Here is a 24,158-nt window from a genome sequence, read left to right on the forward strand (position 1 = left end):
CCGGCGGCTGCGCAACTCGCCGCCCACCCTCGCCCCGGCCCGATGGGCCGGCTGGGCGTCTCAATCACGGGAACGGCCGAACGGCCCCGAAAGGGAGGTGAGGACGACTCTAACCGCCATCAATCCACCATTTATCGGGACGTTCTACTTCCTCGTCCTTCGGTATCTGTTCGTCAAGGTTTTGTGTAATCGAGTGAGCGACACCGGCGATCCAACCTAATCCAAAGTATAATCTGTATCGGCGTGTTGTCTTATCAAGTAATCTGCCGGAGTCTCTGTAATACATATTGTTTGACCATAGGTGATCGAGTATCCAGGTTACTACATCTTCATGGTGGCGGTACTCATGAACATAGGGCGAGCGAAGAAGATCATAGAGTAGACTGGAATAGCAGTAGTTGCGAATGGTGCCTTTTTCGAGAGAGGGACAAAAACGAGTTATCTCGGAATCAGGTTTGCTGATGTCCGCCCCGGAAGGCATATCCCCCGGTTTGAAAGTAGTGAGGTGTTTGAGGAAGCCAGCTTCCTTCTTCTTTTTATCCTCCAATGACCTAACCAGCAAGTCTGTGCTGATTAAATCTGCCAGGTATTTGTGACCAGCGAATCGGTGAATGGTCTCTACAAATCTCTTTCTATCAATAGGATCTCTTCCTTTTCGTTTCGGCCAGCATTTCGCCGCGGTAGCGCTTATGAGTGCTGTTAATATGAGGATTGCTTCGGCGTAGGTGCCTCCGACATTTTCGTCCGTCAACTTGCGTACGATGCCGATTCTTCCCTCAATAAAACTGGTCCGCCATTTCGAATCACACATTTCAATCCTCCCAGCGGTGCCGCCATGCCGTCGCCCCCTCCCCCTCTCGGGGCCGTCTCGACGAGCCGGGCACCCACCGAAGCCCGCCGAGCGCAGCGAGGCGGACGGAGGTGGGTCGGCGAGCGAGCAGAGGGAGGATGCGGAAGCATCCGGACCGTGCCCCGGAGGGGGAGGGGGCGACGGCATGGAGAGCACCGCCCCTACATCCGATACATCCACTTCGCCATCCGCTGGAGCCGAGGGGATTTCATCTTGCCCATCATCCACTGCTCGGCGGCCATCTTGTTCAGGTAGCCCATGGTGGGGAAGGAGTGTTGGAGGAGCATCACTTCGTGGAGGCGGATCTTCTTCTGTATGGCGAGGCCCCACTGGTTGATCATGTCGCCGGAGCCTTCGCCGACCACGCCGACCCCGTAGATCCGTCCCGCGGGGCTCGCGAGGATCCGGACCCAACCCACGCCCACCCCTTCGGCGATCGCCGCGCCGTAGTCCTCGTACTTCATTTCCGTCACTTCGTACTTCGCGCCGCGGTTCTTCAGCGCCCTCTCGTGCTCGCCGACGAAACTCACCTGCGGTTCGGTGAAGACGGTCCAGGGGACGACGTATTTCCGGAAGTTCATGCGGAAGGGGGGCGGGATCATGCAGTTCATGAGCGCCGCCATCCCTTGGTGCATCGCCGCGTGGGAGAGGAGGTAGGTGCCGTTGCAGTCGCCGGGCGCGTAGATGTCGCGGCGGTTGGTTCGCACGTGGCGGTTCACGGTGATCCCGCGTTTCGTCGTCGCCACGCCGGCGCGGTCGAGGCGGAGCGACTCCAGCGCCGGCTTCCGTCCCGCCGCCATGAGGAGACGGTCCGCGACGAGGCGATCCCCCTCTTCCGTCTCCAGGACGACGCCGCCGTCGGAGCGGGCGATCCGGCTGATGTGCCGGCCGTTGTAGACTTCGATCCCGTCCTCGCGGAAGACCTTCTCCAATAGGTGCCCCGCCTCGGGATCGCCGAAGGGGAGGAGGTACGGGTCGATCTGAACAATCCGCACACCGCAGCCGAGTCTCTGGAATGCTTGCGCCATCTCGCAGCCGATGGCGCCGCCGCCGATGATGATCATGCTCTTGGGGATCGTGTCGAGATGGAAGATGTTCTCGTTGGTGAGGACGTCCACGTCGCCGACACCGGGGATCGGCAGCATCATCGGCTTGGTGCCGGCGCAGACGAAGAAGTTCTTCGCCGTGATCCGCCGTCCCGCCGCCTCCACGGTTCGCCCGTCGACGAAACTCGCCTCCCCCTCGCCGAGAATCAGGTCGACCTTGTCGAACATGCGGCGCGTCTTCTTCTCGTTGATGTAGGTGATCTTCTCCTGAATCCGTTCGAAGGGATGCTTGATCCCGGGCGAGGGGAGCCCCTCCAGCTCCATCTCCTCCAGCTTCTCGGTGAAGGCGCGGGTCTTCGCCATCCGGAGGAGCGCCTTGCTCGGGATACATCCCACGTTCATGCACTCCCCGCCGATCTTGTGCTTTTCCACGGCGCACACTTTCAGCCCCATCGCCGAGCCCATGACCGAAACCGCCATGCCGGCCGGTCCCAGCCCGATGGTGAGGATGTCGTAATCCCGAGCCATGTCATTCCTCCGCGCGGATTCCCCGCGGGCCGTGTCGGCACTCGAACAAGGAAAAGGCGGGCGCGCTCCCTCCGGACCCGAGAGGGTGGCGCCGAAGCGCCGGAGACGCGCCCGCGTTTTTCGGTTTAGGTCTTGTCTTTCGCCCGCTCCCAGTCCTCGACGGTCGTCCCCTCCACCACCAGGTCCCGGCCGGTCCACATCGCCGCGATGTGGGAACTCAGCGTGTGTCCCGTGGTGGTCATGTACAGATGCACCACCAGGTAGGCGAGGAGAAAGAACGCCATGATCATGTGGACCGAGGCGACGCCGGCGAGGCCCAGGAAATCGATTCCCCAAGCCTCCCAATGATTATACGTGAAATAGAGCAGCCCCGTCACCATCTGAATCGGGAGCAGGATCGCCGCGATGGTGAGGTACACAAGTCGTTGCACCGGATTGTGTTTGCGGTCCACGCATTTCTGGATCGGATGCGGTTTCCCCTGGAAGATGCCGATCGAGTAGTGGCAGACCACATCGTACATCCTCTTCGACGTGGGGATATATTGCTTCCACTCTCCCGTCGTGAGGAGCCAGAAGACGATGAACACGAACAGGATCAGCCAGGAAACGCCGACGAAGTTGTGGATTTCGACGGCCCGATCGAATCCCAAAAGGGTGAAGGTACCGTGGATCTCCAGGCCGGTCAGGATGAGCGTGAGGATCAGCGCGGCCTGCACCCAGTGCCAGAAACGCTCGAACCGAGTGTAGAGGTAGATCGTGACGAGCCTTTCGCGCGCGTTCATGACCGCTCCTCCTTCGCGGCGTCGTTCCCCCCTTTTCGTCCGCCCTTCCGCTTGCGAGAGCCGTAGGAGACGAACCGGATCGAGCCGTGAACCGCCACCGCGACCACGCTGAATCCGACCAGCCCCCAGCCGCCGACGTCCACCGGTCGGCTCCGATCCCGGCCCGGCATATAGAACCCGGTCAGGTTCGCGAGGCGCGCTTCGTCGGCGTGGCACTCCTCGCAGGCGAGGGAGCGCTCCTTGGGGACCACCATGTGGGTGGTGGGATAGACGAAACTCGTCTCGATGAAATCGAATTTACCGCTGAAGGGAAGGCCGGCGGCGCGCTGCCCGCTCACCAGGGCGCGCTGCCAGTCGTAGTGCGCCCAATAGGCGTCCGAATCCGGCTTGCCGAAGAGGTGCGGGACGAGAAACGTCTTGTTCTCCGTGTCGTAGGGCTGCTTTCCGCGATGCACCTTGAAGGGGAAGATGCGGGAGTTGGGGTCGCTCCGGGCGCCGAGGGGCCAGCTGACCCGGACCGGCGTCGACCCGGGATCGATTTCGTCCGCGGCGGTGAGCGTCGGTATCGAGCCGTTGAACCAGGCGTATTCGGGAACCACGTCCACCGCCCAGACGAACTCTCCCTTCTTCGTGTCGTAGACCGGGCGGTCGTAGGGGCCCTTTTCCGTGTAGGGTTTTCCGTCTTTCTTGTTCCCCGCCTTCGACCAGTCCCACCACATCTTGGTCGGCAGGCCGCGCCCGAAGGTGGGGATGTGGCAGCTCTGGCAGGCGACCTTGTCGGTGTGGTCGTTCGCCTTCACGCCCGGCTTGTGCGGTTTGTCGCTGTGACAGGACTCGCACATGATCTTGGGCGCCAGGTCGTCCTCGATCAGGCTCCGGCGGTCCGGCGCGGCGGGAGTGGAATAGATCCGCCCCGCGATCAGGTGGCCACGCGTGGTGTGGCAGCGGACGCAGTCGAAATCCTCGCCGTCCGTCCCCATGTGAACGTCCAGTTCGCGGTTCGGTTCGCGGAGGGAGCTGTCCAGGTCGCCGTGCTTCACGCCGTCGCCGCCACCGCCGTCGAAATGGCAGACGCCGCAGTTCCGTCTCGTCGGCCGCCCGACGCTCTGCGCGACCCGGTTCCAGTCCGGCGGGTAGTAGGTTTTGCCGTTCCCCTTGAACACCATCTCCTCGGCCGCCGGGTTGCCGGCGCCGGCGGGGAACTTGACGTACGTGCCGGTCTGTTCGTGGCAGACGAGGCAGTCCACACGGTTCTGGTCGGTGAAGTCGAAGGTGTCGTCCTTCCAGCCGTAGCCGGCGTGGCAGCAGGTGCAGCGCGGTTCATTGGAATGGATGTTGATGCAGAAATTATTGACCGTCCAGCCTCCCTTGCCGTTCCGCTTCGCCGGGTCCGCGAAGGGATCCGCCCAGGTCCAGTGGATGGTTTGGTGAAACTGGAGGGACGCTTCGGTGTGGCAGGAGAGGCAGGCGCGGGTCACCTCCGGGCCGGCGTGGAACTCCGCCTGAAGCTCCTCGTGTTTGGAGTGGTCCGTCGTGTTCCAGTGCTCTCTCTCTTCCACGGCCTGCCGGGCCAGCGTCCGGCCGGGCGCCGGTTCGTCGGCGCTCGCGCTCGCCGCCGGCGCTCCGAGAAGGAGGGCGGCGGCCGCCGCGCCGGCCGTCGCTCGGACGAACGAACGCACCGGGCGTCGCCGGATCGGGACGTCGCTTCCGTCTGTTTTTCTCATCAATGATTTCCCCCTGCGGAACCGGGAACGATTTCAGCGCGCGGCGGGGCGCCGAGGCACCTCGCGACGGGATCGCCGATTCCACCCGGGGGGTCGGTCGAGGGGCGAAGCCCGGAAAGGACTCCGGGATGGCGCGTTGCGGCCCCATGAATCGAATCACCCGCCGTCGGTGGGAAGAATAGCAGGCGGCCCCGCGGTCTGTCGAGCGGGTCGGCAGGGGAATTTCGCGGGGTGGGGGACGGGCACCCGAGCAGCGGAGGAATGGGTGTCCGCCCCCGCATCGCTTTAGGGGAGGGGGATGTCCGCTCCGGTGAGGACGCGCCCCACGCCGAGATCGATGAAGCGATCTCCATAGGCGGCGGCGAACAACTCCCGCGCCCGGTCACCGGAGCAGTGGGAGGGGGCGACGCAGCGGACGCCCAGCTCCCGGAGCCGGCCGGTGATTCGGTCCACCGCGTCGTCCTCGTGGCGGAGAAGATGGAGGCCGCCGGCGATGAGGAGGATCTCCCCTCCGGTCACCTCGCGGGCGCGCTCCACGATTCGAGCGATCCCCGGATGGCTGCAGCCGGTGAGGACCACCACCCCCTTGTCGGTGGAGAGGAGGAGCGATTGTTCCGGCACGCCCCCGCCGAGAACGCCGGTGGTGAGGGCCGAGGCCGTGACCCGGACCGGCTCGTCGACGACGATTACCTTCGCCCCCCGTTCTTCGACGTGGGCGCGGAATCCGGGCGGGAAATTGTAGGGAACGTAGACGGTCACGTCCGGGTTCTTCTCGAGAAATCCGAAGAGACCGCCGATGTGGTCGCGGTGGTAATGGGAGAGCACGACCCGGTCCACCGCCCGCGGATCCGCGCCGAGGCTCTCCATGTGGCGGAGCAAGAGATCGTCCTCGCCGCCGGTGTCGAAGAGGATCGTCTCCTCCATCCCCTCGACGAGGCAGGCGAAACCCCAGGCCGTTTCCAGGCCCTCGTCGGCGGAGTAGTTGTCGTATAAAACGGTCAGCTTCAGATCGTTCAGCTTCATCGTCTCCCGTGCCGTTTCCTCCCGGTCCGCGCCGCCCGCCGGAGCGGAGGCGAGGACGAGGAAAAGCAGTGCTGCGGTCGCGGCGGATCGGCGCATCGTTCCCTCCCCGGTTTCGTATCAGTGGCGGACCGTCTTCTGGTCGTCGAAGAGGAGCGGCGGCGGCAGGTGATTCGTGTCCCCCCACCGCTCCAGGAGCCAGGCCCCGTCTTCATAGACGAAGAAATGGAGCGCAGCGTTCTGAATACGAAACCTCCGGGGAACGTGGAGCGGAACGCCGAGCACACGCCGCAGAAAGACGTTCAGGACGCCGCCGTGGGTGATCGCCGCCGCCGCGCCGCCGCCGTGGCGCGCCGCCGCCCGGTCCGCCCAGGCGCCGACCCGCTCGAAAACCTCCCTCTCGCTCTCTCCGCCCGGAATCGCGTAGTCCGGGTCCCAGCTCATGTAACGCCGGAACACCAATGGGTGCTCCCGGGCCGCGTCCCCCGCGGTGAGCCCCTCGAGCGGGCCGAGCCCTCTCTCACGGATCCGCGGCTCGGGGAGGAGCGGCCGGCCGGTCGTCTCCGAAACGATCCGCGCCGTCTCCATCGCCCTCCCCAGATCGCTGGCGTAGAGCGCGTCGATTGGGATGGAGGCGAGGCGCTCCGCGGCCGCCCGCGCCTGGGCGATGCCCGTGTCGGAGAGAGGGCTGTCGCCGTGCCCCTGCAGCCGTCCCTCCAGGTTCCAGAGTGTCTGGCCATGGCGAACGAGAATCAGCGTGAAAGGTTCCATGGGATCTCCGCTTCGGGGCGCGACGGCCTTCGCGTCGCGGTTCGGCCTCGACCTTACCCGTCCGGCCCCTTTTCGTCGAGCGAATCGCCGCGCGGCGACCGGCGGAGGAGAACGCGGAGAACGCTCCGGATCACGCCCCGCTCCTGCTCGTCCGGAACGCGGAGGAGAAGGAGAAAGAGGACGTAGACCGCGGCGGCGGTGGGCGCGGAGAGGAGGACCGAACGCTCCGCGAGGAGGCGGATCACGGCGGCGGTGGGGAGCGCCGCGGCGAGTATGGGGAGAAGACCGCCCCACCGAGGAGGTGCCTGTCCGGCCCGAGCGATCAATATCGACATCCAGAGCGCGCCGAAAATCTGCGTGAGGAGAAGGGCGGCCGCGGCGCCGGCGCCGCCGTGGGAAGCGATCAGAATCGGGTTCAGCGCGCAGGCGACGGCGGTCGTCGTCGCCGAAAGGACGAGCACCGCCCGGACCCGGTCCAGCGCCATCAGCACATAGGCGCCGAAGACGACGAGGAAGGAGGGGAAGACGGCGAGGGCCAGAAGGCGGAGCATGCCCGCGGCGGGCCCGTACTCGCTCCCGTAGATCGTGCCGATCAGCCGCGGCGCGGTAAGGAAGAAGTAGAGGGTGAGAGGGAGGCCGGCGGCGAGAAGGTAGCGAAAGCCGCGGCGGTAGAGACGGGCGAGGCGATCGCCGGGAAGAATCGCCACGGCGGAGAGCGTCGGAAGGAGCGCGTAGGCGAGAACGACGGGGATCTCCTGCGTGACGTCGTAGAGTTTGGTCGCCGCGTTGTACCAGCCCACCTCGGCGTCGGTCCGGATGAGGCCTAGCGCGACGGTGCCGATCCGGAAGTAAACGTCCCGGACGGCGTTCACGCCGGCGAAGAGAATACCGGCCCTCAGGAGCGGCGGCCACGATGCCCAGTCGAAACGGGGGCGGACTCCCCCCACTCCGCGGAGCGCCCAGAGATGGACCAGGAGCGCGTCCAGAAGACGCGCCGCCGCGAAGACGACGGTGAAGAGAACGAGGTCGCCGGAGGCGAGAAGGGCGAACAGACAGACCGCGAAGAGTCCTCCTTGGCCGGCGAGCTGCACGATCGCCTCTACGCCGAAACGCTCCAGCCCCTTGAGCAGCAGGCGGACCGCCATCTTGATTCCGCGGCTCACCATCGCTACGGCGAGAAGGAAAACGAGAAGGCGGATCTCCGGGCGAGGGTCGATGAGGAAGCCGATCGCCGTCACCAGCGCGATGGTGAGGGCCGAGGCGATCAGCTGCATGCCGAGCAGGTTGCCGAAGACGCGCGGGACGCGCGAGGGATCGCGCGCGACGTCGATGATGGTCCGGTTGTGCATGGAGTAGAGGGAGAGCTGCATGAACGCGGTGACGAGGGCGAAGGCGTAGGAGAACTTGCCGAAGTCCTCGTCGCCGAGAACGCGCGCGGCGAGGATGAACAGGAGGAGGACGAGGAAGTTGGTGCCGTGGGTGGAAGCCCCGTAGAGCACGTTTCTCGTCAGTCGTCCCGCCTCGGTCATGATCCCTCCCCCGCGGTCGTTACGCGCCGCGCCCGGAACGCCGCGACGGGGATCATCTTAGCGGAAGGAGGGGGCGGGCTCCAGCACGGAACCACTCTCTCCCGTCGGGGAGTCCCGGGGCCCGGGAGGCGGCGGGCGGTAGAAAATCGCCCCTCGGCCGGACCCGTGGACAAACGTATGGATAATTGACGGTTAGAGCATGCTTTGGTATACTTGCGTATCCATCCGTCCGTAGTGTGCCATGAATCCGACTAGTAGTGGAGGGCTCGTCATGAACAAGCGTGTATCCGTCTCGGTGTCCGCGATCGGCCTGCTTCTTTTCGGAATCGGATTCGGTGCGGAGAGCCGCGCTTCGGAAGCGACGCAAGCCCCGGGCGAGTCCGTAGTGTTCGCATTGCGGGGCGAGCGGTTTTGGAGGAACGACGGCCAATACCCGGAAGAGGTGAAGTACTACGCGTCCATCGACGGCGGGACGGTTTTCTTCACCGAGTCGTCGATGGTTACGGATGTCCGGGACGCGCCGCGGGAGGACGGAAGCGCACGGAGAACGGTGATCCGCGTCGGTTGGGAGGGGGCCGGCGGGGGCGCGCGGATCCTTCCCGGCGAGGAACTGCCCGGAACGCTGAACGTCTTTCGCGGGAGCGATCCGGAGGGTTGGGCGACGCACGTTCCCGGATTTCGCGGAATCACCTATCGATCGATCCGTCCCGGAATCGACATGATCTATTCCTTCCGCGGCGGCCTTCTGAAATACGATCTGGACGTCTCCCCGGAGGCGGATCTCGAATCCTTCGTCTTGCGGTATGAAGGGGCCGATTCGGTTCGGATCGGCGGCGACGGCGCGTTGGCCGTCCACGCAGGCGGGAAGGTGTTCCGGGAGGAGCCCCCCCTTCTTCTGCAGGACGGAGGGGAGAGGGGAACCGGCGCCTACAAGAAACTCGGCCGGAACGAGATCGGCTACACCCTCTCCGGCGTCGACCGGTCCCGCCCCCTCACCATCGATCCCGGCCTGACATGGAGCACCTATCTGGGGGGGAGCGGCCCGGAGGATCTTTTTTCTCTGAAGCTCGACTCGGAGAACAGGCCGGTCTTCGTCGGCGAAGTCCTTTCCTCGGACTTCCCCACGACGGCCGGTTCTTTCCAGGAATCGACCGGCGTGGCGACCGATGCGTCGGTCACCAAACTATCGGCCGACGGATCGGCGCTCGTTTTTTCGACTTATTTGGGGGGCGATAATTTCGATGCCGCGCGGGAGGTCGCCCTCGCCTCGGACGGATCGATTGCGATCGTCGGGAAGACCAATTCCACCGATTTCCCCACGAAAAGCGCGTACTGTGACACTTTCTCGGGAGGCCTGGCCAACTGGGGCGACGTGTTTGTGACGAGACTCGGCGCGGACGGCGACTCTCTCGTCTTCTCCACGTACCTCGGCGGTCCGGGGGGCGAGTACGGTCGCGGCCTGACCGTCGACGACGAGGGCAATGTGTTCGTGATCGGGCAAGCCGGCGCCGGTTTCCCGACGACGGCCGGGGCTTTCGACACGACGTCGAATGGAGAGAGCGACGCGTTCTTATCCAAGCTGAGCGCGGACGGGCTCCAGCTTCTCGCCTCCACATTTTTCGGCGGACAAGATTGTGACAATCCCCGCGAAGTCCGCATGGCTCCCGGAGGGGACGTCTTGCTGGTCGGAGAAACGGCCTCCCTCGATCTCCCTTTAATGGATGCTTGTGACAGCACATTGGACGGAACGCAGGACTCCTTCATCGCCCGTTTCCCCTCCTCTCTGGACGGTCTTCTCTTTTGCACCTATATCGGCGGGGACGGTCTGGACAGTGCCGTGGCGATGGTGGTGGACCCGGACGGCAACGCGGTCGTCACGGGACGAACGACTTCTCTCGATTTCCCGACCACACCGGGCGCGTATCGCGAAGCGGCGATCGGGGAGGTCGACGGATTCCTGTTTCGATTCGACTTCACCGCGAACGCGATCGACGCCTGCACGTATTTCGGCGGAACCGAGGATGAGGACGCCTGGATCGTCGATCTGGATCCGGATGGAAAACCGGTCGTATCCGGCCATACGCATTCCGCCGACTATCCCGTCACCATCGGATCGGCGGACCCGACCTACAACGGGGACTGGGACGTGTTCGTCACCCGGTTCACTACGGACCTGACCGCCGTGGATTATTCGACCTACATCGGGGGCGATGCTCTTGATTACAACAAAGGGGGACTCGTGATCGACGGGAACGGAGACGCCGTCGTCGCCGGGTACACGAGGTCCGCGAACTTCCCCGTGACGCAAGGGGCATACGATCAGACGCCGAACGGTTTGTCCGATTATTTCATCGCCAAGCTCCCTCTCGAAATCCAGACAGCCGTGGGCGGCGCCGTTCCGGAAACGTCCGGCAGGATCTTCGTGAACGCGCCCAATCCCTTCAATCCGCTCACCGTGTTTTCCTACTCCCTTGCCGAGCCCGCGCGTGTGCGCCTCGATCTGTACGACGCCGCCGGCCGGCGCGTGACCGGTTTGGACGAGGGATTCCGCGACGCGGGGACGCATCACGCGGAATGGTCCGGGAAGGACGGAGCGGGAAGAGAGGTCCCCAGCGGCGTCTACTACGCGCGGCTGAAGGCGGGAGAAAAGGTGTTCACGCGCAAAGTCGTTCTGGTCCGTTGAGCGGAGGGCCCGGCCCCTTTCGCGCCGCCGCCGCGCCGCAATGCGCTCCCGCGGCGCCGTTCCCCCTTTCCGGGCGGGGGACGGCGCTCCGGCGCGAACCTCCTGTCCGATGGAGGACCGGTTTCCGAGTGGGGTGAGTGGCGGAGAGTGCTCGGCGGCGGAAAGCCCTCTTACGAAGAACCGGCGGAGTCCTTTCTCGGCCGGGTATATGGGGCGTTTCTTCCCTTAGAGATTCGGAATAGGAACCGCCGCCGGATTCATGGGATGACCGCTTGCGGGCCCAAACGACCCACGCGGAAAAAACACCGTAAAACAGGGTTTGTACGAGAGTGGATTGAAAGAAGTGCTCCCCCTTTTTCCCCTCGAAACGGATACCGAGCGCATCTTCAAGAGCCCGGCGAACGCTCGCGAGCGCGGGAAGATCCGTCCCCTCCATGCGGAGGCGGGCGTCTTGTGCGTAGGAGGCAAGAATGGTCGCCACGTCCTGAGGCCGGGCAAGCGGCGCTTTGTGGAGCAACACTCGGCGGAGATACTCGACCATGCGCTCGCCGTGCTCGTACGCCGCTTTCCTCGGATGTGCGGTCAGGTTCCAGAAATCTTGCGCGCTGTCGGCCAGAGTGAACGTCTCTAGAATACGTGGATCGCCGTTGCAGTCCTTGCCGACGAGGGCGAAAGAACGGAGGTTGGTCACAAGAACCGCTCCATACTTCTTCCAATAGCGGCCCACCTGCTCGGATTCGGCCGTGGTTCGAACATCCTCTTCCGGAGCTTTGACTTCGATCACGCCCCGTGCTGGATTTTGGGTTGATAGGAGCGGGTCTCCTCGATCGACTTGTTTCGGGCGCTTCCGGAACTGTTCCCCGGTGAACAAGCCTCCATCGGGGAATCCCGAGTCCTTTCCCGAAATCTGCATCACGCAACGGACCTTGGGATTCAGTTCCTTGCCGATCGAAGTCAACAGTGTCTCAAGAGCGGAATAGAATGATGTTTCTGGGGTATGAGAACGGGTACGTTGAATCTCCGCGATATCGGTCAGGTAGTTTTCGATCGGATTCTGTGACATCGGATCATTCTCTTTCTATGTTGATTGTATCATTATTCCGTATGTACAAGCTCCGGATGATGCTCTTTCAGCCACTCCAGCACGTCCCGCCGGAAGCCCCACGCCTCCTTCATCAGTTCCCGTAGTTCCGCCTCGGCGATTCCGAAGGCGGCGTCATAGTCGGCTGCATTTCTCTTTCGCCGGCAGTGGTCGAAATAGTCGACTCGTTCCTGTTCCGATGAACCCAGGACCGAAAGAAGAGCCTGGAAAGCGATCCAATGGTGTCCGGCGCCGGACGCGGTGTATCCCGACGCGCGAAGAACGATCGTGGCAAGCTGGAGCACCGCGTGGTAGGCGATGGTGAATCGCCTGTCGACCGACACGCCCTCGACCGCCGCGTCCTTGAGATCCCGATCCACCACGCGAAGGAGGGATTCGATTTCCCGACGGCTGGATTCATGTGATCGAAGACGACGCTCACTCAACCATTGATTCAAGTTCTTCTTCATTGCCGATCAGCCAGATTTTCGGTCCCGAGATCACCGATCGAATGAATGGATTGCCTTCTCTCGCTTTCGCACGAAACTCCTCCACCGGATAAAGGACGGGGTTGAACTCCCGGTCGAGTTCGCGTCCCAACGGTCCGATAAGGGAGGCGGCTTTCCGGGAAGAGAGAGATCCCACGATCATCAGGTCGATATCGCTTCCCTTCGATTCGGCGCCGGAGGCGAAGGATCCGAAAACGAAGGCGAGCGTCACTTCGCCGCGAAGCGGTCGAAACACCTCCCGCAGTCGGTCTCCGAGCGCCACGGTCTTCAATAGGATTCCCTTCAAATCTTCATAGGCGGGATGGTCTCTCCTCGCCCGGTAGTACACTCTGTTCCCCCGGCGATTTCTCTCGGCGAAACCGGCTTCCTCGATTCGTTTCAGCGCGCGCTGCACCTGGAGGACCGTGACTCCCGCTTTCTCGGCGATCTCTCGTTGATAGAACTCGCGATCCGGATTCATCAGAAAGAGTGAGAGGATATCCGGTACGGCCTGATTCGGGAAAAGCCTTGTTATTGAATGAATTACATTGTCTCTCGCCATGGTTGACCCCTATGCGGGCATGCATTGACTACAGAACGTAGTCAAACAACTACACTTTGTAGTCAATCGAGTCAAGCGAATCCGATCGCGCGGAGATACGGTCCATCCTCAGTCGAGATCGGAGCCCGGGAAGACGCTTCCTACTCGCACACCTCCAGCTTGAAGTCGTCGAAGTGGAGGTACTCGCCGGTGGTGCCGTCGATTTCGCCGCCGAAACCGGCCGCCCCGCCCACGAAGGGAGAGGGATCGGTCGCCTCGATTTCCGCGACCACTCCGCCGGAGAGGTTCCGCACGGTGAAGGTCAGGTCGCCCTCTTCGATGATGCATTCGAAGACGAGCGTCTCGTAGTCTCCCATTGCGTAGGAGGGGGCGTAGGCGAGCAGTTCCTCACCGCCGCCGGTTTCTTTCTTGATGCGCAAACCGTCCCAGAGACCGAACACGTAGTTACCGGCGGATGAGGAGGCGCGTAGGACGAAGACCAACTGCACTTCGCCGTTCATCTCCTCCGTGCGTACCTCGCAGGTGAGACGTGTTTTCTCGCCGGCCGTCGAGTCGGCGTAGATAAAGAAGGGGCCGTCCGTGTAGGCGGGGGAATCGTCCACGGCGATGACCGTGCCGGTCAAGGTGTAGACCGTCGCGTCTCCTGTATAAAGCGACCATTCGGGATCGAGCGTCGTGGAATTGAAATCATCGAAGAAGACGGTCCGCCAGGCGCAGGGGGTTTCGATGTCGTAATACCGGCCGACGGTGATCGGGACATCACGCGAGGAGCCGCCGGCGAACTCGATGTGGACGGTGTAGTCGAGCGGGAAGGAGGGGGACGATCCTTGGGAGACGATGAGATCGGAGTCGGAGAAGTCGGTCCACCACTCGTCCGTCCCCTCCTCTTGGGCGTAGAGCGTGTTGGAGAGATCGAAGCTCCCGGTGAGCAGATCGCCGCTCAGTGTGGCGCTCTCCACGATCCCCTCCTCGTCGTCCAACTGCGCGATGATATGATAATCGTTTTCGGTCGTGCGTCCGCAGATGACATCGGCGTTCACCGCCACCCAGTCCTCGGAATCGGGCGCCGTGCTTCTCTTCACCGCCGTCCAGGTGCCGGTTTTCTCTTCCTCGCCCGGCTCTTCCTCCGACCAGTTTCCCCACATGCTGTCGGCGTTCGCCTTTCCGGAAAACGTCCATTCGCCTCCGGTGTCCGTGAGATGGAGGCTGTCCCCCGTCAACGATCCGGTCAGCCCCGGGTTTTCCGGATAGTAGAACGGCGTGAAGACGAGGGATGTGCCGGTCTGCTCCACGTGGGGACAGTCCGCGATTTCTTCCGGATCGGGGGAGGAATCGTAGACCAGCCGGAAGTCCCAGTAACCGGTCAGGTCGAGTGCCGGCACCGTTCCCGTGGAGGTGGTGCAGGCGACCACATTGGAGAGGGGGGAGAGGTTCGCCGCCTCGTCCGCCGTGACGATCGCCGCCCAGTAGGCGGTGCTGTCCGCGAGGCCGGTGAGGGTGAAGCTTTGGGTCGTGCCCGCCGCCTGCGGAGACGGCTCGCCGGTCGCCTGTGTGGCGGAGGCCCAGTTGGAGGTATCGATCGACGAGGTGGAGTAACGGATGTCGTAGGAAGCGGCCGTTCCGGTGGAGCCGTCGTCGCCCGGGGCGGCCCAGGCGAGTGTGATGGAGGAGCCGGTGATCGCCGTCGCCCCGAGGTCGTCAACCGCCGCGGGCGGCGTCACGTCGGTCGTCCCGGCCGGGTTGTCGTCGCCGTCCCCGCCGCCGCAACCGCCGAGCAGAAGGAGACCGAGAAAGAGGACGATGGCCGAATAAACGGGGGGATACCTTTTCATGATCATCGCCTTTCGATCGAATGGTGTAGAGCAAAGGACATCCGTACGGGACGGCCACGAATGAACCATCCCAGTTTAGATTGTTCATGACGAGAAAAACAAGAAAATAGGTGCCGTCGTCCGCCCGCCGTCTACGCGAAGCTCTTCGGGTGGCGGCGTTCGGTCTTTTTCCGCGCCTGGTAGCTGCGGGCGAGTTCGATGAAGATCCCGATCTGCTGTTCCATATCGACCTGGGTGCCGTCGAAATAGAAGTTGCGGATCGGCATATCGTCGTGGTCCTCGGAGATGCGCGGATAGATCGCCTCGCAGACGATCCCGTTCATGCAGGAGAAGGGGGAGATGTCGATCACGCCGTCCGCCCCCTTTTTGTGCAGGTAGCAGGTCTTTCCGACGGAGAGGATCATCTCGCCGAGGGCGCCCCGCTGCGGAAGGTAGGGGCGGGCGAGATCGAGGACCTCCTCGATGCTTTCCGGCTCCTCGAAACCGACGAAGTCCTCCTCGAAAGGTTTGTACATGGCGTGCTCGTCGGCGTGCTGCACGAAGGCGGTCACCTTTTGCTTCGCGAGACGGGCCGCCACGTTCTTCCCTTCGTCGCGGATGCGGATCTTCTTCTCCGAATTGGTGTACCAGACCCATTCGCAGATGTCCGAAAGCCAGGTGACGCCGCCCTGTTCCTCCACCTTGCGGGCCAGGTCCTCGTTGGCGAAGCGGTTCAGGCGGCAGAAGATCTCCCCGACGATCCCGATGAGCGGCCGGCTCGGGTCGTAGCGGGAGGGGAGCGCGCGGAAGGCGTCCCGGGATATGGTCAGTACCTCGACGATCCTGTCCAGCCGCTTCCCCGTCGAGAGGCCCTGCTTCTCCAATACTTCGATGAGGCGTTGAATCCCCTCGTGATAGACCGTGTCGGTGTCTCCCTTCACGGTCTCGAAGGGGCGTGTGCGGAGCTGCATCTTGCGGAGCACGTCCGCGCCGACGAGGGCGCGCCAGGCGGCGCGCTCCACGTTCTCCGTGCCGATCCCCGCGTAGCCGTCCTTCGAGGTGGGCGCGAAGACGAGCACGTTCTCCAGCCCCAGGTCGTCCAGCACCGCGCGGAGCAGGTTCGAATACTGGCCGAAGCGACAGGGTCCGCCGGCGGTGGGCATGAAGAAGGCGGTCTTTTCCGGGTCGAAGTCTTTCTCCTCGGTGATCCGGAGGAAGTCGCCGAGGGTCACCTTCTCGGGATGGCACTCGTCGCCGGAAGCGTAGCGGCCGCCGAGTTCCAGCGTTCTCTCGTTCGACGGCGGCGTCGGCTGGGCGTCCACGCCGAGCGAGCGGAAGACGGCGGCCAGCGCCGACGCGGAGCCGTAGGCCATCGGGGGGATGTAGAGCTTGCGCCCACGAAGCGGGTGCTCCTGCACGGGGGTCTTCATCGTCCCTGTTCCTCCGCGACCGTCTCGTCGGACCAGCGCCGCAGGAAACCCTTCGAGTCGAGATAGGCCTCGCAGCGGGTCATCGCGCCGGCGTCGTTGGCGTGCCCGTCGATGGTGAGGCTGAGGAAGGGTTTCCCCGAGGCGCGCCGGATGTAATGCTTGATGTACGAATCGGGCCCGCACTTGAAGTTGGTGATGTAAATGACATGCAGGTGGGGGCGCTCCTTGACGAACAGGGCGGCCTGCAGGATCTTGCGCCCGTAGTTCCAGTACATGTTGTCGTTCACGCCCCGCATGTCGGTTCCGAAAAGCGGCAGGAAGTCGAGGGGGATCAGGTTCACGCCGTACTGCTCGCGGAGCTTGGTCGGCATGTTCATGTTCACGCCCCGGTCGTACATGTTGTAGGGGCGGCCGAAGAGGATGATCCCCGGCTCGCCGGTCTCTTCGAGCACGCGGAGCGCCTTCGCGCCCTCCGCCAGGAGCGCCCGGTCGAAGTCGCGCTGCGCCTCGTAGGCCGCCGCGAGCGCCTTGTCTCCCTGCCGGCGCGGCACGCCGATCCTCTCCCACACCGGCGCCATCTCCCGTTTCACCCGGTCCATGCCGTCCCGGAAGTGGATGTTCGGCGCCAGCATCCTGTCGCCGATCCGCTCGCGCATCCCCGACTGGCCCACCACGAACGGGAGCGTCTGCCCCCAGGGGCAGAGGAAGCTCTCGAACTCGGGCGTGTCCGTCTCGGCGTTGATCACGTTCGGCATGAAGAGGACGTCGATTTCCCGGTCCAGGAGCTGCTCCACGTGGCCGTGGGCCACCTTGATCGGGAAGCAGGGTTCGGCGACGGTCGTGTCGAGGCCGCGGTTGACGATCTCTTTCGTGGTCGGGTCGGAGATCACCACCTCGCAGCCCAGCTCGGCGAAGAGGCGGTTCCAGAAGGGGAACCGGTCGTAGAAATACATCGCCCGCGGAATACCGACCCGGGGCGCGCCGCCGTTTTCCGGCTCGAACCCGCGCAGGAGCGCCTCTTCACGGAAGCGGACCAGATCGGCCACCACCGGTTGCCGATCCACCTTCCTCTTCTTCCGGAAACGCTCGGAGCACTTGTCCCCCCAGTAGGTCTTTTCCCCTTCCACGGTGAATTCCTGGATCTCGCAGTAGTTGGTGCATCCCTTGCACGTGAAGTCGCGGATCGAGTAGTTCACCGCGTCGAGGGAATAACCGCGGAAGGTGCTCGACGCGCCCGTCCCGCGGATCTTCTGGCGCGCCAGGATCGCCATTCCGATGGCGCCCACCACACCGTTGTGCGGCGGGATGATGATCTCCTTGTCCAGGATGGTCGCGAAGGCGGCGCCGACCGAGTCGTTGTAGGCGGTCCCCCCCTGGAAGTAGATCACGTCGCCGATGTGCCGCCCCCGCACCACCCGGTTCAGGTAGTTGATGGCGATGGAGTAGGCGAGCCCGGCGACCAGGTCCTCTTTCTTCGCCCCCTTCTGCAGATAGGGGATCAGATCCTTCTCGATGAAGACGGTGCACCGCTCGCCGAGGCGGATCGGTCCGGTCGAGGAGAGCGCGAGCCGTGAGAACTCGTCCTTGATGGAGATGTCGAGGCGCTCCGCCTGTTCCTCGAGGAAGGAGCCGGTGCCGGCGGCGCACGCCTCGTTCATGGCGAAGTCGACCACCACGCCGTCCTCGATGGAGATGAACTTGGAGTCCTGGCCGCCGATTTCGAAGATGGTGTCCACCTCGTGGTCGATCAGCTTGCGGCCGATGGCGGAGGCGCCCGTCTTGTGGGCGGTGATCTCGTCGTTGATCGTGTCCGCGCCGACCAGTTCGCCGATCAGCTCGCGGCCGGAGCCGGTGGTGCCGACGCCGCGCACGCGGATCCTGCTTCCGACGGCCCGCTCGATCTCCTTGAGCCCCCGGTTCACCACCTCGATGGGGCGCGCCTCGGTCCGCGTGTAGATCTCATAGATCACGTTCAGGTCGTCGTCGGTGACGACCAGGTTGGTCGAGACGGAGCCGATGTCGATGCCGAGCCACGCGTCCACCGGACCTCCCCCCTCGGGGAAGTGGTAGGGGCGGATCCTGTCGCGAAGGAGGACGACCTTCTCCATCGAGAGAGGATTCGACCGGGGGAAGCGCTCCGCCTCCTCGTCCATGTCGATGAGGATCGACGCGGGGGAGAGGAAACGCGCCCCGCCGTCGCCGTCCTCGCGGGCGGAGAGAAGGGCGGCGCCGACGGCGGAGATCCAGGCGTAGTGCTCGGGGACGAAAAAGTCGTCCGACCGGTCCACTCCGAGGAGGGAGCGCATCGCCTCGACCACGCCTTGGTTGGCCGAGACGCCGCCCAGAAACGCCACCGGCGGCTCGATCGCCTTCCCGCGGATGATGCTCGCCTTGTAATTGCGCGCCACCGCCTCGCAGAGCCCCTTGAGCACTTCCGGCGGCTCGTACCCCTTTTGCTGGGCGTGGATCATGTCGCTCTTGGCGAAGACGGAGCAGCGCCCGGCGATGGTCGGCGTGCGCCGCGCCTCGGCGACCAAGCCGCCCACATCTTCGATCTTATAGAGGAGCCGCGTCGCCTGCTGGTCCATGAAGGAGCCGGTGCCGGCGGCGCAGTCGCCGTTGGTCTCGTAATCGACGATCCCGGTGGAGCCGTCGTCGGTGGGGGTCATGCGGATGTACTTGGAGTTCTCCCCGCCCATCTCGAGAATGGTCCGCACCTCCGGGTGCAGCAGGTTGACGCCGGCGGCGACGGCGCGGAACTCGTTCTTGTGCCCCGTGCCGAGGGAGGCGGCCAGGTGTTTGCCGCCGGAGCCGGTGACGGCGATCCGGTCGACCCGCTCCTCGGGGAGGAGGGCGAACAGATCGCGGAGCATTTCGATCGCCGTCGCCCGGGGTCGCCCGATGTGCCGGCGATAGGGGGAGAGCGCCACAAGGGCGTTCTCTTTCTCGAAGAGACGGTATCCGTTTTCCTCGAAGGGGATCCCCTTCATCCGGTCCCGCGCGGCGCCCGCGCCGACCACCGCGATCTTGACGCTGATCGATCCGACGTCGACGCCGACGACCAGCCTTTCGTTATCGATGAAATTCTTCATTAGCAATCACTCCGCCAGGGGGTCTGGTTCGGGTGCAAATGATAGATCGCCTGGAGAAGGATGTCAAGGAAAGGAGGGTGCAACTCCTATAAGAATCGGATGTTCCAGCGGTTCGACCCGGGCCGCGCGGCGGTCCGGGTCGAGCGTTCGGGCGGTATGCGGTCGGGGCCGGATCAGGATCCCAGTCGATAGGTGATGGTGAGGGGGGTCTCCTCGCCGGCGTCGAACATCCGCCTCCACACCACGATAGGCGATCCGTCCAGGTCGAAGCTCTGCACCGGCTCCGGCTCGATCATTTCGACGCGGGCCCCCTTCGGAAGACGGACCATCTTCTGGACGAGGCGATCCTCCGGGTAGTTTCCGGCGTGGACGTATCGCCAAACCCCTTGATTTTCTTTGGTATAGCCGTGATACACGATGCGGTTCGCGAATCGCACTTCCTCGCCGGGGAGGATCGGCCGGACCAGATCGGCGGTCACGCGCCCGCCGCCGCCGCTTCTCTCCTCGAACCGGAGGGGGAGTTCATTTCCGAAGGGGTCGAAGACGCGCCAGCCGTCCAGAAGCTCCTTCTCGTGCGGGGCGATTCCCCAATCGATGCTGCGGACCACTTCGCTCCCCGCGTTCCTGTTGGTGAAGGAGGAGTGAAGGACCATGTCGCCGTTCGGCTCGACCTCCTCGAAGGTCTCGTAGCGGATCACCGGGCCGGCGCCGCCGATGAGGAGGGGGGCGAAGTCGCGGCCGCCGTCCACCGACCGGACCTTGTCGATGGGGACGATCGACCATTCCGTCTCGGTGCGGATCAGGACGTTGCAGTCCGACACCGGGAGGATCGACCCCTCGATGAACTTGCGGTTCTCGAGCTCGATCTTGTGGATCTCCTCCGCGCCGACGACGCCGGCGGCGGCGAGAAGAAAAGCCGCGGCGAAGAGTGCGGCGAGGGGGCGCGTGTTCCGTTTCATCGTTCACTCCTTTCCCCGGCGAAGGGGCTCCCCGCGTCGTACGATCCGAGCGGGAAGGACCTGTTCGCCTCGGGCCGGTCCAGTTCCGCGTAGGTCCACACCACCATCGCCGCGGGGGCCGGCGCGCGCCCGCCACGGGTCGGAACGAGGAAGGCGAAGACGATCACGGCGGCGACGACGGCGGCGATCCGGACGCGGGGGGAATGTGCGGCGCGGCGGAGCGCCGTCGCGGTCCTCCCCCCGCGTCCGCGTCGCGCGCGGAGCCTCGCGAGCTCCGGCTCGGCCGCGCGCAGGATCGCCCGGCGTTCCTCTTCGGTCCCTCTCTCCGCCCCGCGTCCGGCCGCCCTCCGGATCTCGCGCACCGTCTCCCACTCGGCGGCGCACTCCACGCAAACGCCGATGTGGGCGAGCAGCTCTTCCCGATCCTTCTTGGGCAGCTCGCCGTCCAACAGACGGCCCAGGTTCTCCCGGACACGTTGGCAGTTCGGACGGTTCCTCTCGCTCACGACCTCACCTCCCCGAGCGCCTCCCGGAGCATACGGAGGGCGCGGTTCTTGCGCGACGCGACCGTCCCCTCCGGGCAGCCGACGACGCGCGCGATCTCCGCGTACCGGAGACCGCCCCTTTCGCTCAGAAGCAGCACTTCCCTCTCCGCGTCCGGCAGTTTCCGGATCGCTTCGCGGAGACGCGACTCCCGGTCGAGCCGTTCCGTACGCTCCGCCGGGTTCTCGCCCGGGTCGGGGAGCGTCTCCGGAATCGATTCGCGCCTGCGCCACGCCCGCCCCGTCTCGTCGTAGGCGAGCCTTCGCGCGATGGTGAAGAGGTACGAGGAGAAGCGTCCCTTCGGGCGGTAACGGCCGGCGCTCCGGAGGAGGCGGAGAAAACACTCCTGGGTGAGATCCCTCGCCGTCTCCCTGTCGCCGGTCATCCCGACGAGAAGCCCGAGCACGCGGTCCTGGTATCTCCGGAGGATCTCCTCGAACGCCTCCGCCGATCCCCCGGCCACCGCCCCCATCAGCATCTCGTCGCTCCTCTCCGCCTTCGGGTCCACTTCCATTCTCTCCTCTCGAAGATAGAAACGAACCACCGCCCCCATTCTTCACGGAAAAATGCGGGCAGGGGGAGAATATCGCGGCGAGGGGTGGGGAGGAAGGGGGGAGGAAGCCGGTGGCGATCATCGAAGTCCCCGGGCATTTCAGAGCGAATGATGTAGAATAACCAGGGTCGAGTGTGTTATACAGAAACCATATATCACCCCATGACCAACGCGGTAGCCTCCGTACTGCGTTGCAAAAACCTGACTTTCAGTATTTCCAGTCTAGAGGGGTTCTATTGCTATCTTGCGGCCAAGGGGTTTTAGAGAGAAACTATATAAGCATTGTTAGGCACCTGAATAGAGGAGGTAACCCATGAACGAGCACTCGGGAAACGTGAGTATTGCGAACCCAGGGCAGACGTACGTCCCTAGCGGCCGGTCTTCTCCCTCCACACGGCGTACATATGCGCTCTTGGCGCTGATCATCGCAGTGCTGATACAGGTTCCATTGGGCTTGTCGCATGCGGTCGCCGGATTCTGTCTCCGTTTCGCCTCAGGCGTCTACGTCGTTGTGGCCCCCCTTCTTTTCGGCGGAATTGCGTTTCTCATCACAGGTGGCATCCTCGCCTATCTTCTCAGTGTGGCCACGAAACGCGCGCATTGTAGGAACCCACGGGTGGAACGAGCGGTCCTAGCCGCAACTATCGCGCTGTCTCTTGTATTTCGGATTCTAGTCACCAGTGTCTCCTTGAGGTTCCTTGACATGCCCCGGGCAGCTGGGGCCCTAGGGATTCTGGATCTTCCCGCTGTCTACTGGGTAGAGACCCTGCTCGGTATCGGCATCGTCTCATTCGCCGCCTTCGCGTTCTTGCCGAAGATGAGGCCTTACTGTGAGGCGTGTGCGAGGTATATGGTCAAGCAACAGCATCTCTTCGCCCAGTCTGAGCTGAACCGTGTCCTATCTGAACTGTCCCAAGGCACACTTCAGGCTCACGAGTGGACGGCCACCAAGAAGCTCTACCCTTCTACAGAACTCGAATTGCATGTGTGTGATCACTGTCACAGCGGATTTATGAAGGTGGATTCAAATACGGTGGCCATGGATGGTAGCAAGGAGAAGCGGTCGTCAGTGACAGTATATTCTGATCGATGTCAGGCAGGTGCAATGGAGTCGGTTCTGAATGCACTGCGTGAGAAGCCCCGGACGGGTGCCTAACAGCCGCGTGAAGCTGGCGGTCGCCTTCGGCGCCCGCAGCTTACGCGGAGCGTTGGACGTCTTAATATGGACACTAGTGTCAACTCAAACAACTCCCCAGGAAGGAAAGTAGCATATGAAATCTATGTGTTCGTTCGCAGCACTCCTAGTTATGATTGTTTCGATTGGATGTTCTAAGAGTCCACCTTCTCAAGAAAGTCTCGTTGAAGCATTTAGTAAGGATGTCATCACATATGGAATACTTTATCCAGCTGACACCGTGACGGTTCTTCACGAACCATCTGACCTGAGCAATGCCTTACTCGGATTTGAACCTTATAAAGATGCTCCATCTGATCAAAACGTTTGGACTAATCCAACGGCTCAAATCATGGTCACCCTCATGTCAGCTTCAATCATAGACACTGAGGACAGTCAACATCCTTACGCAGGAGCAATATTTTTTGTAGTAAGAGGAAGTGATAGCAGTGACATTGGAATGGCAACTTACGAATACAGCAGGAAAGATGCCCGTTGGTTCCATTTAGGCTTTTGATTCTCACAGTACCCTTGACGAATGAGCATTTAGGCCAATATTGGATGTCCAACACTTATAAGGCCCCCTGGGCGCAAGGCAAAAAAACCTCCTGGGTCACCGTCTTCTAAGAGAGGCGACGATGGTGTCCGGTCACTCTCGACGTCTTGACTTCGCTTCGCAGTGGGTGCGGAAATCGGGCTCGAATTCTGGGGACACAATACGGAATATTCAAAAACCCTGTATCACGGGAATGTATACATCCCGATCGTGAGGCTGTCCCGAGTGATAACCCCGAATCACACCATAAGGGAAGCTAAAACGAATGGTGAATTCCGTATTGTGTCCCCGGAACAAAAAGCCCGGAAGTAAAGACAGAGGCGAGAGGCTGGGCTGAATGAGGATAGCTATCTGGGGAATCGCGGCGATTGTACTCTTGCTCCCGCTTATTAGTATTCTGGGGACACAATACGGATTATGTGATTCCGGTGACAGGCTACCGAACTTGTTTTGCTTTTCCGGTATCTCGAAGCGGTATATTTCAATAGCCTGTCATCGAAACCGCGGCTGATGCGCGGTTCATTAGGCGGTCCAGATCCGCAGTCGAGGGTCCGGCTGTATGATTGGTTTTCCAGAGAGACCAGAAGTCCCGTCGGGCCGGCGGTGGTGGAGTCCCCCTCCGCGCGTCGTGGCCGTCTACAGCATTAGTATCCTCGTCGTTACCGTCGTGTTTCTCGTTCCGCTCGCGGCGAATCCGGCTATCGCCGTTGATATCGCTTGGTTGGTGTTGACAGCAGCTCTGCTGTGGCTGCGTCCCAGCGTCGGGGTGTGGCTGTACCTCATGGTCTCTCTCGGCCTTGTTCTCAACGGTATCAGGCTGCTCGTGATCGCAGGCAGCTCTCCGCTCGCGTGGCAACTGCTCGTTGCCGGGATGATCGCAACACCAGGGTTCTGGGTGCTGCGGTCGGCGCTACGGTCGGCACCCCGCGGAGGAGAACCGGATGGTGGCAAGCAGGATGGAACCGCGATGTAGCTC

At 63.1% G+C, this 24,158-nt stretch carries 20 protein-coding genes; 5 read left to right on the forward strand and 15 right to left on the reverse strand.

Translation table 11 applies throughout. The features are described from left to right. Positions 1 to 109: 109 nt before the first annotated feature. The 7 genes from JW958_08940 to JW958_08970 form a co-directional block, all read right to left on the reverse strand. Positions 110 to 811 carry a hypothetical protein gene (locus JW958_08940; GenBank protein MBN1826379.1) on the reverse strand — a complete coding sequence of 234 codons (702 nt, stop codon included), beginning with the start codon at positions 809 to 811 and terminating at the stop codon, positions 110 to 112. 200 nt (positions 812 to 1,011) lie between these two features. After that, positions 1,012 to 2,424, reverse strand: a complete 1,413-nt coding sequence (locus JW958_08945) for an NAD(P)/FAD-dependent oxidoreductase (GenBank protein MBN1826380.1) — start codon at positions 2,422 to 2,424, stop codon at positions 1,012 to 1,014. A 125-nt stretch (positions 2,425 to 2,549) separates the two neighbouring features. Next, complete coding sequence (locus JW958_08950) at positions 2,550 to 3,206, reverse strand: cytochrome b/b6 domain-containing protein (protein ID MBN1826381.1); 657 nt, start codon at positions 3,204 to 3,206, stop codon at positions 2,550 to 2,552. Next, positions 3,203 to 4,930 carry a tetrathionate reductase family octaheme c-type cytochrome gene (locus tag JW958_08955; protein MBN1826382.1) on the reverse strand — a complete coding sequence of 576 codons (1,728 nt, stop codon included), beginning with the start codon at positions 4,928 to 4,930 and terminating at the stop codon, positions 3,203 to 3,205. Before JW958_08955 ends, JW958_08950 begins: the two co-directional genes overlap by 4 nt. Positions 4,931 to 5,215: 285 nt before the next feature. Further along, positions 5,216 to 6,049 carry an MBL fold metallo-hydrolase gene (locus tag JW958_08960; GenBank protein MBN1826383.1) on the reverse strand — a complete coding sequence of 278 codons (834 nt, stop codon included), beginning with the start codon at positions 6,047 to 6,049 and terminating at the stop codon, positions 5,216 to 5,218. 21 nt (positions 6,050 to 6,070) lie between these two features. Next, positions 6,071 to 6,721 carry a histidine phosphatase family protein gene (locus JW958_08965; protein ID MBN1826384.1) on the reverse strand — a complete coding sequence of 217 codons (651 nt, stop codon included), beginning with the start codon at positions 6,719 to 6,721 and terminating at the stop codon, positions 6,071 to 6,073. Positions 6,722 to 6,774: 53 nt separating this feature from the next. After that, positions 6,775 to 8,250 carry an oligosaccharide flippase family protein gene (locus JW958_08970; GenBank protein MBN1826385.1) on the reverse strand — a complete coding sequence of 492 codons (1,476 nt, stop codon included), beginning with the start codon at positions 8,248 to 8,250 and terminating at the stop codon, positions 6,775 to 6,777. A 271-nt stretch (positions 8,251 to 8,521) separates the two neighbouring features. Between JW958_08970 and JW958_08975 the strand changes: the two genes are divergently transcribed. Both JW958_08975 and JW958_08980 read left to right on the forward strand, forming a co-directional pair. Beyond that, complete coding sequence (locus tag JW958_08975) at positions 8,522 to 10,933, forward strand: SBBP repeat-containing protein (protein MBN1826386.1); 2,412 nt, start codon at positions 8,522 to 8,524, stop codon at positions 10,931 to 10,933. Between the two features lie 334 nt (positions 10,934 to 11,267). Further along, entirely contained in the window at positions 11,268 to 11,564 is a 297-nt protein-coding gene (locus JW958_08980; GenBank protein ID MBN1826387.1) for a hypothetical protein, read from the forward strand. A gap of 464 nt (positions 11,565 to 12,028) precedes the next feature. Here the strand turns inward: JW958_08980 and JW958_08985 are convergent, their stop codons facing one another. From JW958_08985 to JW958_09020, 8 genes are all read right to left on the reverse strand, one after another. Further along, positions 12,029 to 12,460: a hypothetical protein gene (locus JW958_08985; GenBank protein ID MBN1826388.1), complete on the reverse strand. Its 432-nt coding sequence runs from the start codon at positions 12,458 to 12,460 to the stop codon at positions 12,029 to 12,031. Then, complete coding sequence (locus tag JW958_08990; protein ID MBN1826389.1) at positions 12,453 to 13,064, reverse strand: nucleotidyltransferase domain-containing protein; 612 nt, start codon at positions 13,062 to 13,064, stop codon at positions 12,453 to 12,455. Before JW958_08990 ends, JW958_08985 begins: the two co-directional genes overlap by 8 nt. A gap of 140 nt (positions 13,065 to 13,204) precedes the next feature. Continuing rightward, positions 13,205 to 14,896 (reverse strand): hypothetical protein, encoded by a 1,692-nt coding sequence (locus JW958_08995; GenBank protein MBN1826390.1) that lies wholly within the window; start codon positions 14,894 to 14,896, stop codon positions 13,205 to 13,207. Positions 14,897 to 15,027: 131 nt separating this feature from the next. Further along, positions 15,028 to 16,305, reverse strand: a complete 1,278-nt coding sequence (locus JW958_09000) for a hypothetical protein (protein ID MBN1826391.1) — start codon at positions 16,303 to 16,305, stop codon at positions 15,028 to 15,030. After that, complete coding sequence (locus tag JW958_09005) at positions 16,302 to 19,397, reverse strand: hypothetical protein (protein MBN1826392.1); 3,096 nt, start codon at positions 19,395 to 19,397, stop codon at positions 16,302 to 16,304. Before JW958_09005 ends, JW958_09000 begins: the two co-directional genes overlap by 4 nt. Positions 19,398 to 19,570: 173 nt before the next feature. Then, the gene (locus tag JW958_09010) at positions 19,571 to 20,356 is read right to left on the reverse strand and encodes a hypothetical protein (protein ID MBN1826393.1); all 786 of its coding nucleotides are present in this window, start codon (positions 20,354 to 20,356) and stop codon (positions 19,571 to 19,573) included. Continuing rightward, on the reverse strand, positions 20,353 to 20,862 hold the full coding sequence (locus JW958_09015; protein MBN1826394.1) for a zf-HC2 domain-containing protein: 510 nt from the start codon (positions 20,860 to 20,862) through the stop codon (positions 20,353 to 20,355). Before JW958_09015 ends, JW958_09010 begins: the two co-directional genes overlap by 4 nt. Further along, positions 20,859 to 21,413 (reverse strand): sigma-70 family RNA polymerase sigma factor, encoded by a 555-nt coding sequence (locus JW958_09020; protein ID MBN1826395.1) that lies wholly within the window; start codon positions 21,411 to 21,413, stop codon positions 20,859 to 20,861. The genes JW958_09015 and JW958_09020 overlap by 4 nt, the downstream gene beginning before the upstream one ends. Before the next feature lie 352 nt (positions 21,414 to 21,765). Between JW958_09020 and JW958_09025 the strand changes: the two genes are divergently transcribed. The 3 genes from JW958_09025 to JW958_09035 all read left to right on the forward strand — a co-directional run bounded on the left by JW958_09025 (position 21,766) and on the right by JW958_09035 (position 24,155). Further along, positions 21,766 to 22,608 (forward strand): hypothetical protein, encoded by an 843-nt coding sequence (locus JW958_09025; protein MBN1826396.1) that lies wholly within the window; start codon positions 21,766 to 21,768, stop codon positions 22,606 to 22,608. 115 nt (positions 22,609 to 22,723) lie between these two features. Further along, on the forward strand, positions 22,724 to 23,143 hold the full coding sequence (locus tag JW958_09030; protein ID MBN1826397.1) for a hypothetical protein: 420 nt from the start codon (positions 22,724 to 22,726) through the stop codon (positions 23,141 to 23,143). A 667-nt stretch (positions 23,144 to 23,810) separates the two neighbouring features. Continuing rightward, complete coding sequence (locus JW958_09035; GenBank protein MBN1826398.1) at positions 23,811 to 24,155, forward strand: hypothetical protein; 345 nt, start codon at positions 23,811 to 23,813, stop codon at positions 24,153 to 24,155. Positions 24,156 to 24,158 lie beyond the last annotated feature (3 nt).

The organism is Candidatus Eisenbacteria bacterium, assembly GCA_016930695.1.
In the GTDB taxonomy this organism is placed as follows: Bacteria; Orphanbacterota; Orphanbacteria; order Orphanbacterales; family Orphanbacteraceae; genus JAFGGD01.

What these genes read in the sequence shown, in the direction of transcription:
- JW958_08940 (MBN1826379.1), bottom strand. Translation starts at nt 811, where the DNA reads ATGTGTGATTCGAAATGGCGGACCAGTTTTATTGAGGGAAGAATCGGC.
- JW958_08945 (MBN1826380.1), bottom strand. Translation starts at nt 2,424, where the DNA reads ATGGCTCGGGATTACGACATCCTCACCATCGGGCTGGGACCGGCCGGC.
- JW958_08950 (MBN1826381.1), bottom strand. Translation starts at nt 3,206, where the DNA reads ATGAACGCGCGCGAAAGGCTCGTCACGATCTACCTCTACACTCGGTTC.
- JW958_08955 (MBN1826382.1), bottom strand. Translation starts at nt 4,930, where the DNA reads ATGAGAAAAACAGACGGAAGCGACGTCCCGATCCGGCGACGCCCGGTG.
- JW958_08960 (MBN1826383.1), bottom strand. Translation starts at nt 6,049, where the DNA reads ATGCGCCGATCCGCCGCGACCGCAGCACTGCTTTTCCTCGTCCTCGCC.
- JW958_08965 (MBN1826384.1), bottom strand. Translation starts at nt 6,721, where the DNA reads ATGGAACCTTTCACGCTGATTCTCGTTCGCCATGGCCAGACACTCTGG.
- JW958_08970 (MBN1826385.1), bottom strand. Translation starts at nt 8,250, where the DNA reads ATGACCGAGGCGGGACGACTGACGAGAAACGTGCTCTACGGGGCTTCC.
- JW958_08975 (MBN1826386.1), top strand. Translation starts at nt 8,522, where the DNA reads ATGAACAAGCGTGTATCCGTCTCGGTGTCCGCGATCGGCCTGCTTCTT.
- JW958_08990 (MBN1826389.1), bottom strand. Translation starts at nt 13,064, where the DNA reads ATGGCGAGAGACAATGTAATTCATTCAATAACAAGGCTTTTCCCGAAT.
- JW958_08995 (MBN1826390.1), bottom strand. Translation starts at nt 14,896, where the DNA reads ATGAAAAGGTATCCCCCCGTTTATTCGGCCATCGTCCTCTTTCTCGGT.
- JW958_09000 (MBN1826391.1), bottom strand. Translation starts at nt 16,305, where the DNA reads ATGAAGACCCCCGTGCAGGAGCACCCGCTTCGTGGGCGCAAGCTCTAC.
- JW958_09005 (MBN1826392.1), bottom strand. Translation starts at nt 19,397, where the DNA reads ATGAAGAATTTCATCGATAACGAAAGGCTGGTCGTCGGCGTCGACGTC.
- JW958_09010 (MBN1826393.1), bottom strand. Translation starts at nt 20,356, where the DNA reads ATGAAACGGAACACGCGCCCCCTCGCCGCACTCTTCGCCGCGGCTTTT.
- JW958_09020 (MBN1826395.1), bottom strand. Translation starts at nt 21,413, where the DNA reads ATGGAAGTGGACCCGAAGGCGGAGAGGAGCGACGAGATGCTGATGGGG.
- JW958_09025 (MBN1826396.1), top strand. Translation starts at nt 21,766, where the DNA reads ATGAACGAGCACTCGGGAAACGTGAGTATTGCGAACCCAGGGCAGACG.
- JW958_09030 (MBN1826397.1), top strand. Translation starts at nt 22,724, where the DNA reads ATGAAATCTATGTGTTCGTTCGCAGCACTCCTAGTTATGATTGTTTCG.